Origin of the sequence: Pseudomonas sp. C5pp, from assembly GCF_000814065.1 — a bacterium.
GTDB lineage: Bacteria > Pseudomonadota > Gammaproteobacteria > Pseudomonadales > Pseudomonadaceae > Aquipseudomonas > Aquipseudomonas asiatica.
Genome location: NZ_JWLN01000010.1, coordinates 87,502 through 100,654 on the forward strand (window position 1 = coordinate 87,502; position 13,153 = coordinate 100,654).

The window sequence follows — 13,153 nt, forward strand, 5'->3', positions numbered from 1 at the left end:
TCGTAGGCCCTCTGGTTAATAATAATAAATATATTGTTATGATGCTTGGCATCACAGTTTGTTATGAACGGTAACCCCCCTCAATGAACCTCAAGGCATTGCGCTGCTGCGTCGAGATCGTGCGCCAAGGCAGCTTCACCAAAGCCGCGCAGCACCTGCATATCGCCCAGCCGGCACTGAGCATGGCCGTTACCCGCCTGGAAGAAGAACTGGGCGTCACCCTGTTCAACCGCACCACGCGCAAAGTGATACTGACGGCCGAGGGCGAACGCTTCCTGCCACGTATCGCAGCGGCCCTGCGCGAAATGGATGTGGCGCGGCAAGAACTGCGTGACATGGCCGACCTGAAGCGCGGCGAAGTGCGCCTGGGTATCCCGCCGATGTTCGGCCTGCACTATGTGCCCGGCCTGATGAACGCCTTCCGCCAGCTGTACCCGGGTATTGGCATGACCGTGTTCGAAGGCAGTGCCGAGGACATTGGCCATCGCCTGGAACAACGGGAGATCGACCTGGCGCTGCTGGAGTCCCGGCGCGTGCCGCCCGACAAGGAATCGATCCTCTTGGGCAGCGATGAGATGCTGGCGTGCATGCACCCTGACCATCCCTATGCTGGCAAGGCCTTCCTCACAGCCGAGGATCTGCGCAATACCGACATGGTGGTGTTCGACCGCACCTTCGTGCAACGTCACCTGCTGGATGCGTTCTTTGCCGAACATGGCATCACCTACCGGGTAGCGCTGCAAAGCAACTTCGTATCGCTGGTGGTACAGGCCGCGCTGGACAACATGGGCGTGGCGACCCTGCTGCGCTCGGTGCAACAGCGCACACCGGGCATCGTCGGCGTACCTTTTCAGCCAGCGCAGCAGATGAGCTTCCGCTTGTGCTGGCGCTCGGGGGAATACCTGTCGCTGGCCAGCAAGCGCTTCATCGATTTTGCCGCGCAGACTCATTACCTGGAGCGCTGACTCCACCCTGCTCCGCTGCCACAGTCATTACGCAGATCTGCTGTGGGAGCGGGCGCGCCCGCGAACACCGGCGCAGCCGGTGCCATCCTCCGCGCTGGATTCTTCGCGGGCATGCCCGCTCCCACAGGTGCTGCTTATGCCGCAGGTTCAGGAAGCTGGCCAGCTTCCTCGACGTCACCAGCACGGATTGACTATGATCCCGCCTTGAACGTTTCAGCATGTTTCAACAAGGATCCAGATGTCAGTTCAGGAATTACCCCCTCTCCCTAGCAAAAGTACCGTCGCGAAGATGGAAGCCGCCATGGCGCTGGGCAGCTTTGCCATTGGCACCGGCGAGTTCGCCATCATGGGCCTGATGCCCGATATCGCCAGCAACCTGCAATTGAGCGAGCCCCAGGTGGGCCATGCCATCAGCGCTTATGCACTGGGCGTGATGGTCGGCGCCCCGACACTGGCGATCATCGGTGCCCGGCTGTTGCGCAAGCACATGCTGCTGTTGTTGATGGCGCTGTATGCGATAGGCAACCTGGCTACCGCCTTTGCCCCCTCGTTCGGAGGCCTGGTCGCCTTCCGCTTCATCAGCGGCCTGCCCCATGGCGCCTACTTCGGCATCGCGGCGGTAGTGGCGTCGAGCATGGTGGCCAAGGACCAGCGGGCGGGGGCCGTGGCCCGGGTGATGATGGGGCTGACCGTGGCCATGTTGCTCGGCAACCCGGTTGCCACCTTGCTGGGCCAGTACTTCGGCTGGCGCTCGGCATTCGTACTGGTCGGCGTGATCGCCCTGTGCACCATCGCCCTGGTCTGGCGCTTCGTGCCCCAGCGCCACGATGAAGTGCGCAGCGACCCGCGCAAGGAACTGCAAGCCTTCACCCTGCCGCAAGTGTGGATGGCGCTGGGCATCGCCTCGATCGGCTTTGCCGGCATGTTCTGTGTATTCAGCTACCTGGCGCCGACCATGTTGCAGGTGACCCAGGTGTCGCCGCAGTGGATTCCATTCGGCCTGGCGGCATTCGGCGTCGGCGGCATCGTCGGCAACATCGCCGGTGGCAAGCTGTTCGACCGCCTGCAGTTCCGCGCCGTCGGGCTGGTGCTGGTGTGGTCGATTGCCGTGCTGCTGTTCTTCAGCTTTGCCGCCCAGGCGCTGTGGAGCCTGCTGCTGGGCATTGGCCTGGTCGGCACCATGATTGCCCTGGCGGCGCCGTTGCAGATCCGCCTGATGGACATTGCCCATGAAGCGCCAAGCCTGGCGGCGGCGTCCAACCATGCGGCGTTCAACCTGGCCAATGCGCTGGGGCCGTGGCTGGGTGGCATGGCGATTACCGCAGGCATGGGCTGGACCAGCACCGGTTACATCGGCGCGGCTACGGCGCTGGTCGGGCTGGGGATCTACCTGGTGGCACGGCGGATGAAGGGCGGGCATTAGGACCGAATGCGGTTCTGAACTTTGGGGCTGCTGCGCAGCCCTATCGCGACACAAGGCCGCTCCTACAGGTTCTGCATTGCCCTCTAGGACGATGCCATCTTTGTGGGAGCGGCCTTGCGTCGCGAAAGGGCCGCAAAGCGGCCCCCGAATCAAACTTCAACGCGCCAGGCTTGCTGGCGGGCCAGTACCGAGCTGGCTGTCTCACCCAGCAGGTCGGCATATATGCCAGGCGCAGTGGCGCCTTCGGTACTGATGAAGAGGATGCGGGCGTTGCCGTCGATACCCAGGTCGGCAGCTGCGCCAGCATCCGTTACCAGGCGGGCAAGCCCGGCCAGGCCGGCGACGCCGGACTCACCGGCCACCAGCGGAATGTCGCGAGCGCTGCCAGCCGCCAGGCGGCGCATGGCGGCCACAGCTTGGTCATCGCTGATGGTCATGAAGTAATCGACGCTCGGCTCCAGGAAGCGCCAGGCCAGCGGCGATGTCTCGCCGCACGCCAGGCCTGCCATTACCGAGTCCACCGAGCCGGTCGCCCTGGCCGGTTTGCCGAGCAAGGCGCTCTGGTACAGGCAGTCCGCCTGCTCCGGTTCGACCATGACCAACAGCGGGCGCTGTGCGCCGTAGTGCTCCCACAGGTAGCTGACGACACCGGCCGCCAGGCCACCCACCCCACCCTGCAGGAACACGTGGGTGAACGGCGGTTGCCCAGCAGTGGCTTCGATGATTTCCGCAGCGATGGTGCCGTAGCCCTGCATCACGTCACGCGGGATCACTTCGTATCCTTCGTAGGAGGTATCGGAAACCACGGTCCAGCCATTGCTGGTCGCCAGCTCCGCAGCGTGCTCGACCGACTCGTCGTAATTGCCGGCAATGCGCACGATCTGCGCGCCATAGGCCGCAATCGCCTGTTCGCGCTCGATGCTGACGTTGGCATGCAGCACGATCACGCAGCGGCAGCCGATGCTTTGTGCGGCGGCCGCCAGGCCCTTGCCATGGTTGCCATCGGTGGCGCTGACCACGGTGAACTGCGCCAGCAGGTCGGCGTGTTGGCCTTGCAGCAAACCACGCGGGTCGAACTGCTGCGCGGGGAAGGTACGCCGGATCAGCCGGACCAGGGCAATCGGCGCGCCCAGGGCCTTGAAACTGCCCAGTTCCGAGCGCACCGATTCGTCCTTCACCCACGCCTGGGCAACACCCAGCTCGGCGGCCAGGTCAGGCAGGCTGTACAGCGGCGTAGCGCCAGCGCTCAAGCGCGCCCAGCCGGCCAGCCACTGGCGGCTTTCTTCAGCCCTGGCAATGCTCATCACCTCTTGCAACGCTTGCGGGTAAGGCTGGCGACCGGCCTTGGGGTTGGAAACAAACATGCGGTACTCCTTTCTGCAGGCAACAGGAAGCCCATGCCGCTGAAACCAGGCTTCAGCGGGCGGGGCATTACAGTGGGGATCAGGGGTGGGTCAGGCGACGGCTGACAACATCCAGAAGCACCTGGGCGCCCTGGATCAGTTGCTCGTCGTCGGTATGCTCGCGCGGGTTGTGGCTGATGCCGCCCTGGCTGGGCACGAAGATCATCGCGGCGGGGGCGATGCGGGCGATCATTTGCGCGTCGTGGCCAGCACCGGAGGTCATGCGCCGGTGGCTGAAGCCGAAACGCTGCGCCGAGGCTTCTATGGCATCGGCCAGGCCTGCGTCGAAGATCACTGGTTCGAAACGCACCAGGCGCTCGGTGGTAATGGTCACCCCTTCACGCTCGGCAAGCGCCTCCAGGTATTGGCTCAGGCGGTTTTCGGCGTAAGCCAGGCAAGTTTCGTCGGGGTCGCGCAGGTCGACGGTGAAGGTGGCCTTGCGCGGGATGACGTTGATCACGTTCGGCTCGAACTGCATGCAGCCCACCGTGGCCAGGGTCGTGCCGGAATCCACGGCCATGGCGCGCAACTCGGCAACGATGGCACTGGCGACGAAGCCTGCATCATGGCGCAGGTGGGTCGGCGTGGTGCCGGCATGGTTGGCGTGCCCTTTCACCTCTACCTGCTGCCAGGAAATGCCCTGCAGGTTCTCGACCACGCCAATCAGGGTGTTCTCGGCTTCGAGGATCGGCCCTTGCTCGATATGCAGTTCGAGATATTCGTGCGGCACGATGGCGCCAGGCTCCAGCGTGCCGGCATAGCCGATGCGCGCCAGTTCATCGCCAAGCCGCGTACCGTCGGTGCCAAGGGTGTCCAGCGCCTGCTGCAAGGGCAGGCCGCCGGCATACACCAGTGAGCCCATCATGTCGGGCTGGTAGCGCACACCCTCTTCATTGGTGAATGCGCCGACCGTGATCGAACGCTCAGGCAAGCGCCCGGCATCACGGTAGGCCCGAATCACCGCCAACCCGGCCAGCACGCCATAGCAGCCATCCAGGGCTCCAGCGTTGGTGACGGTATCGATGTGCGAACCCATCATCAGTGGGCGTTGCTCACCGCTGTCGGCGGCAGCGCGCAAAGTACCGAAAATGTTGCCGATGCGGTCGACCTGCACGTCGAGGTCAAGTTCGCGCATCCAGCCGACCAGCAGGTCGCGCCCGGCCTTTTCGGCATCGCTCAGGGCGATCCGGGTGCGCCCGCCGTGGATGGCGTCAGCGCCTACCTGGCCGAGTGCACGGATCTGCTGCAGCAGCAAAGCGCCGTTCAGTTGCATTGGCGTACTCGCATTCATCAACCGTTTCTCCCTGGGTGCAAAGCCCTGGCTCTACACCGCCGTTCTTGTTCATGGGAGAATTCTATTCGCTCGCCATGTACGAAAAGCTTGATTTTTAGCCTTTGCGCGCACTTTTATTACGCATTACCGGCGTTTACCGCTGTTTACCTACAGAGGCCCCTTCATGCCCCTCGATCACTTCGACCTGGCCTTGCTCGATGCCGTGCAGCGCGACGCTGGTACTTCACAGCTGGACCTCGGTGCGCAGGTCAACCTGTCCTCGGCAGCGGTCAATCGGCGGTTGAAGAAGCTGGCGGCCGACGGTGTGATCCGTGGCACGGTGGCACAGGTGAACCCGGAGCAGCTTGGGTACACGCTGACGGTGATCACCGAGGTTGAAGTGGAGAACGAGCGGCTGGACCTGCTGGACGAGATGAAACGCACCTTCCTCGCCTGCCCGCAGGTGCAGCAGTGCTACTACGTGGCCGGGGAGTGCGATTTCGTGCTGATCATGCTGGTGCGGCACATGGAGCAGTACACCCAGCTGACCCGTGAACTGTTCTTTGAGAACAACAACGTCAAGCGCTTCAAGACGCTGGTGTCGATGAGCAATGTGAAGACGGGCATGTTCGTGCCGACCCTCACGCCTTGAAGCCTGTTGCGGTCCACTATAGAAGCGGCTTTAGCCGCGAAGAATCCAACGCGGCGCATGGCACCGGCTGCGCCGGTGTTCGCGGCTAAAGCCGCTCCCACAGGGTCCCTGCAAATTCAATAAGTGCAGTTCCATGAAGTCGGCCTTGCTCAGGCAGGGTTTGCCTGCGGCAGCTCGATGCGCACCCGCAACCCGCCACTCGCGGCGGCCAATGCAGTGATGCTGCCGCCGTGCAAGGCAACGGCCCGCTGGGCTATCGCCAGGCCCAGGCCAAAGCCGTCACCGTTACTGTCGGTGCCGCGGTCGAATGGCTCGAAGATGCGCTGCAGGCGCGCCGGTTCGACGCCCGGGCCATGGTCGCTGACGCTGACCTGCAACCATTGCCCGCCCGGCGCCAGCGCGGCCTCGACCAACACCTCGGTGCCCGCTGCGGTGTAGCGCACTGCATTACGGATGATGTTCTCGAACGCCCGGTACAGCAGTTCTTCATGCCCATGAGTGATAAACGTGCCCTGGGCCTGCAAGCAAACCTGGCACTGCTTCATGCCAGCCTCGAAGCGGGCGTCTTCGACGATCTGCGCCAGCAGTTCGACCACATCGAGGGTGGCGAAGTCGTCGCCCTGCCGGGACTGGGCGCGGGCCAAGGTCAGCAGTTGCTCGATCAGGTCGTCCATGCGCCGCGATTCGCGCTCCACCCGTTCAAGCATGTCAAGCCGGTCCGGTTGCTGGCGCATCAGACCGATGGCGGCATGCATGCGGGTCAGAGGCGAGCGCAGTTCGTGGGAAATGTCGTGCAGCAGGTTCTGCTGCGCCTGCACCAACGCCTTGAGCTGACCGGCCATGCGGTCGCAGTCTTCGGCCAGTTCGACGATTTCGTCACGGCGTTTGCCCAGCCTGGGTTTGACCCGCACCTCGAAACGCCCTTGGGCGACCTGGCCCATGGCTTCGCGCAGCCAGGCAAGCGGGCGGGTCAGGTACAGGCTGCACAGGAAGGCGAACAGCGCACTCATCAGCGTGCCGGTAAACAGCGGGACCATGCCGCGCGGGCGTGGTGGCTCGCCAATGGTCGTGGCCACCGAAGCGCGCAGCACCAGCGGGCGGCCGTCGTGGTCGCTCAGCGCCTGCTCGAACCGGGCCACTGGCACCGCCCTGCCGGCCAGCAACCGGCCCTGGCTATCGTAAAGGCCCACCTGCACATCCGGCGGCTGTGGCGAGACCTCGAGCAACTGTCGGCCAGCCTGCTCGCCGTAACGTTGCAACAGCTGCAGTTCGGTGGCCAGCAGCGAGCGCAGCGCCGGGGTGTCACCACGCAGGTCATTGAGCATGAAGGCGCCCGCGCCCACCAGGAAGGTCAGAATGTTGGCCAGCCAGAAGGCCAGGAACAGCTTCCAGAACAGGCGCCGGCGCATCATTCGACGATCAGCATGTAGCCCATGCCGCGCACGCTCTGGATCCAGCTGCTGCCATCGGCGCGCGGCCCGAGCTTTTGCCGGATGCTGCTGATGTGCACGTCGATGCGCCGGTCGTAACGGGTCAGCGGCCGACCCAGGGCATTGAGCGACAGGTCCTGCTTGCTGACCAGCTGGCCGGCCTGGCGGGCCAACGCTTCGAGCAGGCTGAACTCGGAGCCGGTCAGCTCGAGGATGGCAGCGTTCCAATGCGCCTCGCGTCGACCGGGCCACATTTTCAGGGCACCACTGCGCACCTGTTCGGGCGCCTCGGGCACCATGGCTTCGCCCATCAGTTGCGGCTGAACACGGCGCAGGATCGCCCGCAGGCGCGCCACCAGTTCGCCGGGGGAACTGGGCTTGGGCACATAGTCATCGGCACCCAGCTCCAGGCCGGCGATGCGGTCGATGTTGTCGCCACGGGCAGTTAGCAACAGCACCGGTACCTGGCTGCGCGCGCGCACGCGCCGCAGCACTTCGATGCCCGAAATGCCCGGCAACATCACGTCCAGCACCACCACCTGATAGTTGCCGGTCAATGCCTGGGCTTCGCCCTCCTCGCCAGTACCTACGGCGGTGGCCTGGAAGCCTTCGCGGGCCAGGTACAAAGAGAGCATTTCGGTGAGTTCGCGGTCATCGTCGACCAGCAGCACAGGGATCATCAGGGCCAGGAATCGTGATTGCAGGGGTTGCAATGATCGCCCCGGAGGCCGGCACTGTCACCGCGGGCCGGTCGGACTTTACACATCTTTACCCTCGGCTAACCGCGCCGAACACAGCCCGCCCGTATCCTCATCGCCCGCTGCATGCGGGTTGCCCGCGCTTGCTCCCTCCGAATCCGCTTGTCTGGAACCCTCGATGAACTACCCGCGCCTGTTGCTCTCCGTCCTGCTGCTGAACGCCACGCTGGCCCAGGCCTCCCCCTTCAGGATCGCCGATATCCGCGTCAACGGCCTGCAGCGGGTTTCCGCCGGCAGTGTCTTCGGTGCCTTGCCGCTGAACGTCGGCGACCAGGCCGATGACCGCCGACTGGTGGAGTCGACCCGTTCCCTGTTCAAGACCGGCTTCTTCCAGGACATTCAGCTGAACCGCGATGGCAATGTCCTGATCATCAACGTGGTCGAACGCCCGTCGGTGTCGAGCATCGAGATCGAAGGCAACAAGGCGATCAGCACCGACGACCTGATGAAAGGCCTGAAGCAATCCGGCCTGGCCGAAGGCGAGATCTTCCAGCGTGCCACCCTCGAAGGTGTGCGTAACGAGCTGCAGCGCCAGTACGTGGCCCAGGGCCGCTATTCGGCCGAGGTTGACGCCGAGGTGGTGCCGCAGCCGCGCAACCGCGTGGCGCTGAAGATCAAGATCAACGAAGGCACCGTCGCCGCCATCCAGCACATCAACATCGTTGGCAACAACGTGTTCGACGACGAGACCCTGGCGCAGCTGTTCGAGCTGAAGACCACCAACTGGCTGTCGTTCTTCAAGAACGACGACAAATACGCCCGCGAAAAGCTCTCCGGTGACCTGGAGCGCCTGCGTTCCTACTACCTGGACCGCGGCTACATCAACATGGACATCGCCTCCACCCAGGTGTCCATCACGCCGGACAAGAAACACGTCTACATCACCGTCAATATCAACGAAGGCGAGAAGTACACCGTCCGTGACGTGAAGCTGTCCGGTGACCTGAAGGTGCCGGAAGACCAGGTCAAGTCGCTGCTGCTGGTGCAGCCTGGCCAGGTGTTCTCGCGCAAGGTGATGACCAGCACCTCCGAGCTGATCACCCGCCGCCTGGGTAACGAAGGCTATACCTTCGCCAACGTCAACGGCGTGCCGCAGCCGAACGATGAAGACCACACCGTCGACATCATGTTCGTGGTCGACCCGGGCAAGCGTGCCTACGTCAACCGCATCAACTACCGCGGCAACACCAAGACCGAAGACGAAGTGCTGCGTCGCGAAATGCGCCAGATGGAAGGCGGCTGGGCCTCGACCTACCTGATCGACCAGTCCAAGACCCGTCTGGAGCGTCTGGGCTTCTTCAAGGAAGTGAACGTCGAGACCCCGCCGGTGCCGGGCACCGACGACCAGGTCGACGTCAACTACAGCGTCGAGGAGCAGGCCTCCGGCTCGATCACCGCCAGCGTCGGTTTCGCCCAGAGCGCCGGCTTGATCCTCGGTGGCTCGATCAGCCAGAGCAACTTCCTCGGTACTGGTAACAAGGTGTCCATCGGACTGACCCGCAGCGAGTACCAGACCAAGTACAACTTCGGCTTCACCGACCCCTACTTCACCGCCGATGGCGTCAGCCTGGGCTACAACCTGTTCTACAACAGCACCGACTACAGCGATTACTACGACGACGGCGTTTCCTATTACGCGATCGACAGCTACGGTGCCGGGGTCAGCTTTGGCTACCCGATCAACGAAACCTCGCGCCTGACCTATGGCCTGACCCTGCAGCACGACAATATCTCGCCCGGCACCTACAGCGCCGACGAGATCTACGACTTCATCGCCCGCGAAGGCAAGAGCTTCAACAACCTCAAGGCCTCGATCGGCTGGTCGGAATCGACCTTGAACAAAGGCGTGCTGGCTACCCGCGGCCACTCGCAGAGCCTGACGCTGATGGCCACCACCCCTGGCAGCGACCTGTCGTTCTACAAGCTGGACTACAGCGGCCAGACCTACCTGCCGCTAACCAGCAAAACCTCGCTGCGCCTGCATACCAGCCTGGGCTACGGCAACGGCTACGGTTCCACCGACGGGCTGCCGTTCTATGAAAGCTACACCGCAGGTGGGCTGGGTTCGGTGCGCGGGTTCAAGGACGGCAGCCTCGGCCCGCGCAATACCCCGGCCACCGGCACCTACGCCAGCGCCGGACAGGCCTATTACTCCGACCGTGACACCGACGTGCTGGGCGGCAACATCCTGATTGCCGGCGGCGCCGAGTACATTTTCCCGTTGCCGTTCGTGAAGGACCAGAGCCAGCTGCGCAGCTCGGTGTTCGTCGATGCCGGCAACGTGTACGCCGACACCTGCTACCTGTCGACCACCCAGGGCTGCGGCAGCGTGGACCTGGCACAGATGGCCGTGTCGCTGGGGGTTGGCGTGACCTGGTACAGCCCAATGGGGCCGTTGAGTTTCAGCCTGGCGGCACCGCTGAAGAAGCCGGATGGGGCAGAAACCCAGATCTTCCAGTTCTCGCTGGGGCAGACCTTCTGATGCCTGACTCCGTAACGGCCTGGCGTTGAGCATTACCCGCTTTTACCCCTGCTTAACCCAAGTTGACAGTGACCTTGCTTAAGCTGGCCAGGACTCGTACCCCGCCCAGCAGGACATGCCCATGCCCCCCTTCACGCCATGCTTCCCCACTTCACTGCGCCCCGACGAAGTCCCGCTCGCGCTACTCGACCTGGTCCAGCAGCGCCTGGCCGGGCTGCTCGGCCCTCGCTTCACCGTGGTACTGGGCGGCAGTGGCAACGGTGCCGGGGTCAGCCACTACCACCTGGCAATCCAGCACAACCAGAGCGGTGTTTCCATGGAGGACACCGGCGCCGTCGGTACCGGCTTCATCGAGCGCCTGCTGCGCATGGCCACCCAGCTCAAGGCGATGCTCGACTCGGCCACGTTCAGCAGCATGGGCAGCGACGACCCGCGCCGCCCACTGGTGTGGATCAGCGAGCTGGCCAGCCCCAAGGAAATGATTACAATGCATGCCCCAACCTGAAATATGTTTTTCCCATGAAATCACTGCTTTACGCCGTATCCTTACTGTTTTCCTTCACCCTCCCTGCCCTGGCCAACCCGCCGGCGACCTTCACCGAGGCCAAGGTGGTGGCCAAGCAGAAGGTGTACATGGACCAGGCCAGCAGTGCCATGGGCGACCTGTACTGCGGTTGCAAATGGGCCTGGGTGGGCAAGTCTGGCGGGCGTATCGATGCCGCCTCGTGCGGCTACCAGACCCGCAAGCAGCAGAACCGCGCCGAACGCACCGAATGGGAACACATCGTGCCGGCCTACACCTTCGGCAACCAGCGCCAGTGCTGGAAGAATGGCGGCCGCGAGCATTGCGTGGATGACGACCCGGTGTTCCGCGCCATGGAGGCCGACCTGTTCAACCTGTACCCGGCAGTGGGCGAGGTAAACGGTGATCGCAGCAATTTCAACTACGGCATGGTTGCTGGCAATGCAGGGCAATACGGGCAGTGCACCACCAAGGTGGACTTCGTGCAGCGTGCTGCCGAACCACGCGACGAAGTGAAAGGCCTGGTCGCCCGCACCACCTTCTACATGTACGACCGTTACAAGCTGAGCATGTCGCGCCAACAGCAGCAGTTGCTGATGGCCTGGGACAAACAGCACCCGGTGTCGGCCTGGGAGAAAGAGCGTGACCGGCGCATTGCCGCGATCATGGGGCATGCCAACCCCTTCGTGACCGGGGAACGCAAATGGACCGCCAACTACAAGCCGGTCGGCAGTGGCGTGGTGCAGGCGGTGCCGGAAAAGGCCGCCAAGCCCGAATCCAAGCCGAGCCTGGCCAGTGCCGGGTCGGTGGGCGCGGTGCTTGGCAACCGCAACAGCCATGTCTATCACCTTTCCGTTGGTTGCCCGGGCTATACCCAGGTTACCGCGAAGAACCAGGTCACCTTCGCCACAGAGGGTGAGGCGCAGGCAGCGGGTTATCGAAAGGCGGGCAACTGCCGCTGATCGCCTTCCTAGGGGCCTGCGCGGCCCCCTTGCAATCGAGCGGGCTGCACGGCAGCCCGCAACAATGACCATCCGTCGCCCAGACGGCACCCCACTCCCCGCCCCCAGCCCAACGAATGACAGATCATCCGTAAAGGAGAGGTTCCATGATCCGCATTCGCCCACTTTCACTGTGCCTTGCCCTCGCCCTGGTCAGCGTCACTGGCACCAGCTTCGCCGCCACTGACACAGACACCGACAGCCGCCCGCAAACCGACCAGCACGGTGGCAAGACCGCCGGTGAAGACAGCAGCGTAAACAGCCCAGGCAGCAGCAAAACCAATGACAGCAGCGACACCGGCAGCAACAGCGATGCCGCCGACGGCGCCGCTGGCGGCTCGAACAGCACCGGCGAAGCCACCGGCTCCGGCGCCGGGCACACCGGTGGCACCGCCGAGGACCAGGACAGCCATTGAGGCCGGCCTGGGCTACACTGCGCCGGAACGCCCTGCCAAGGATTCACCATGAACCTCAAACCCTGGCTGCTCGCCGCCCTGCTGCCTTGCAGCGCCTTGGCCGTCGCTGGCAGCCAGGGCGCGCTGTCGATCAGCTCATCGTCCTTCACCGATGGCGGCGTGATCGCCTTGCAGCAGGTTGGCCCGGACCCGGCCTGTGGTGCTGGCGAAGAGCGCACCCCGCAACTGAGCTGGGACAACCTCCCCGCAGGCACTCAGTCGCTGGCACTGATCATGTTCGATCCGGACGGCGGCAAGGGTATTGGCGTGGTCCACTGGATCGCCTACAACATCGACCCGGCCCAGGATGGGCTGAAGGAAGGCGTCGCCGGGCTGACCGGGCAAGGCGTGACCGTGGGGCGCAACTCGCGGGGCACGCTCAGCTACCGCGGCCCCTGCCCACCCGCCGGCGACAACCCGCACCACTACGCGCTGACGCTGATCGCCACCGACCTGCCATTGGGCACCCTGCCCGAAGGCCTGGACCGCAGCGGCCTGCTGCAACTGCTGCAAGGCCACGCGCTGGGGGCGCAGAGCCTGGTCGGGCGCTATGGCCACTGAGCCTGGCCGTACCGGAACAATTAAACACCCCCATAGCATTTATCCATTGAATGGCCCAGTCGAACTGAAGTAAGCTCGGGCTCATTCACTGGAGAGCAACATGCCGAAACACACCCGCAACCACGCCAACCACACCGGTCGCACCCTGCGCCCTGTGCTGGCCGTTGTCGGCTGCGTGGCACCTGCCAGCTATTACTTTGGGTATTGGTTTAGCCACTAGGCGCCGA

12 protein-coding genes are annotated in these 13,153 nt (G+C 64.0%); 8 read left to right on the forward strand and 4 right to left on the reverse strand.

Annotation, left to right across the window (positions count from 1 at the left end):
- The first annotated feature begins 83 nt into the window (after positions 1-83).
- Positions 84-965 (forward strand): LysR family transcriptional regulator, encoded by an 882-nt coding sequence (locus RR51_RS10350; RefSeq protein ID WP_039613428.1) that lies wholly within the window; start codon positions 84-86, stop codon positions 963-965.
- A gap of 238 nt (positions 966-1,203) precedes the next feature.
- Complete coding sequence (locus tag RR51_RS10355) at positions 1,204-2,388, forward strand: MFS transporter (protein ID WP_039613429.1); 1,185 nt, start codon at positions 1,204-1,206, stop codon at positions 2,386-2,388.
- Positions 2,389-2,537: 149 nt separating this feature from the next.
- On the opposite strand, the gene RR51_RS10360 is transcribed toward RR51_RS10355, so the two are convergent.
- Positions 2,538-3,752: a diaminopropionate ammonia-lyase gene (locus RR51_RS10360; RefSeq protein ID WP_039613430.1), complete on the reverse strand. Its 1,215-nt coding sequence runs from the start codon at positions 3,750-3,752 to the stop codon at positions 2,538-2,540.
- A gap of 79 nt (positions 3,753-3,831) precedes the next feature.
- Positions 3,832-5,082, reverse strand: coding sequence for a Zn-dependent hydrolase (locus RR51_RS10365; protein ID WP_039613431.1), 1,251 nt, complete (start codon positions 5,080-5,082; stop codon positions 3,832-3,834).
- Between the two features lie 166 nt (positions 5,083-5,248).
- Here RR51_RS10365 and RR51_RS10370 point away from each other — a divergent pair, with 166 nt between their 5' ends.
- Complete coding sequence (locus tag RR51_RS10370) at positions 5,249-5,716, forward strand: Lrp/AsnC family transcriptional regulator (protein ID WP_025339219.1); 468 nt, start codon at positions 5,249-5,251, stop codon at positions 5,714-5,716.
- Positions 5,717-5,865: 149 nt separating this feature from the next.
- Here RR51_RS10370 and RR51_RS10375 read toward each other — a convergent pair whose 3' ends face one another.
- Together RR51_RS10375 and RR51_RS10380 are read right to left on the reverse strand one after the other, a co-directional pair.
- Positions 5,866-7,128 carry a HAMP domain-containing sensor histidine kinase gene (locus tag RR51_RS10375; protein ID WP_039613432.1) on the reverse strand — a complete coding sequence of 421 codons (1,263 nt, stop codon included), beginning with the start codon at positions 7,126-7,128 and terminating at the stop codon, positions 5,866-5,868.
- A complete protein-coding gene (locus RR51_RS10380; RefSeq protein ID WP_039613433.1) occupies positions 7,125-7,826 on the reverse strand; it encodes a response regulator transcription factor in 702 nt (233 codons plus the stop codon). Before RR51_RS10380 ends, RR51_RS10375 begins: the two co-directional genes overlap by 4 nt.
- 196 nt (positions 7,827-8,022) lie before the next feature.
- On the opposite strand from RR51_RS10380, the gene bamA reads away from it, so the two are divergent.
- From bamA to RR51_RS10405, 5 genes are all read left to right on the forward strand, one after another.
- Positions 8,023-10,386, forward strand: coding sequence for an outer membrane protein assembly factor BamA (gene bamA, locus RR51_RS10385; RefSeq protein WP_039613434.1), 2,364 nt, complete (start codon positions 8,023-8,025; stop codon positions 10,384-10,386).
- Positions 10,387-10,507: 121 nt separating this feature from the next.
- Positions 10,508-10,891 carry a hypothetical protein gene (locus RR51_RS10390; RefSeq protein WP_039613435.1) on the forward strand — a complete coding sequence of 128 codons (384 nt, stop codon included), beginning with the start codon at positions 10,508-10,510 and terminating at the stop codon, positions 10,889-10,891.
- Between the two features lie 14 nt (positions 10,892-10,905).
- A complete protein-coding gene (locus tag RR51_RS10395) occupies positions 10,906-11,871 on the forward strand; it encodes an endonuclease (RefSeq protein WP_039613436.1) in 966 nt (321 codons plus the stop codon).
- A 146-nt stretch (positions 11,872-12,017) separates the two neighbouring features.
- On the forward strand, positions 12,018-12,326 hold the full coding sequence (locus tag RR51_RS10400) for a hypothetical protein (protein ID WP_039613437.1): 309 nt from the start codon (positions 12,018-12,020) through the stop codon (positions 12,324-12,326).
- A 48-nt stretch (positions 12,327-12,374) separates the two neighbouring features.
- On the forward strand, positions 12,375-12,926 hold the full coding sequence (locus RR51_RS10405) for a YbhB/YbcL family Raf kinase inhibitor-like protein (RefSeq protein ID WP_013972562.1): 552 nt from the start codon (positions 12,375-12,377) through the stop codon (positions 12,924-12,926).
- The last annotated feature ends 227 nt before the right edge of the window (positions 12,927-13,153 follow it).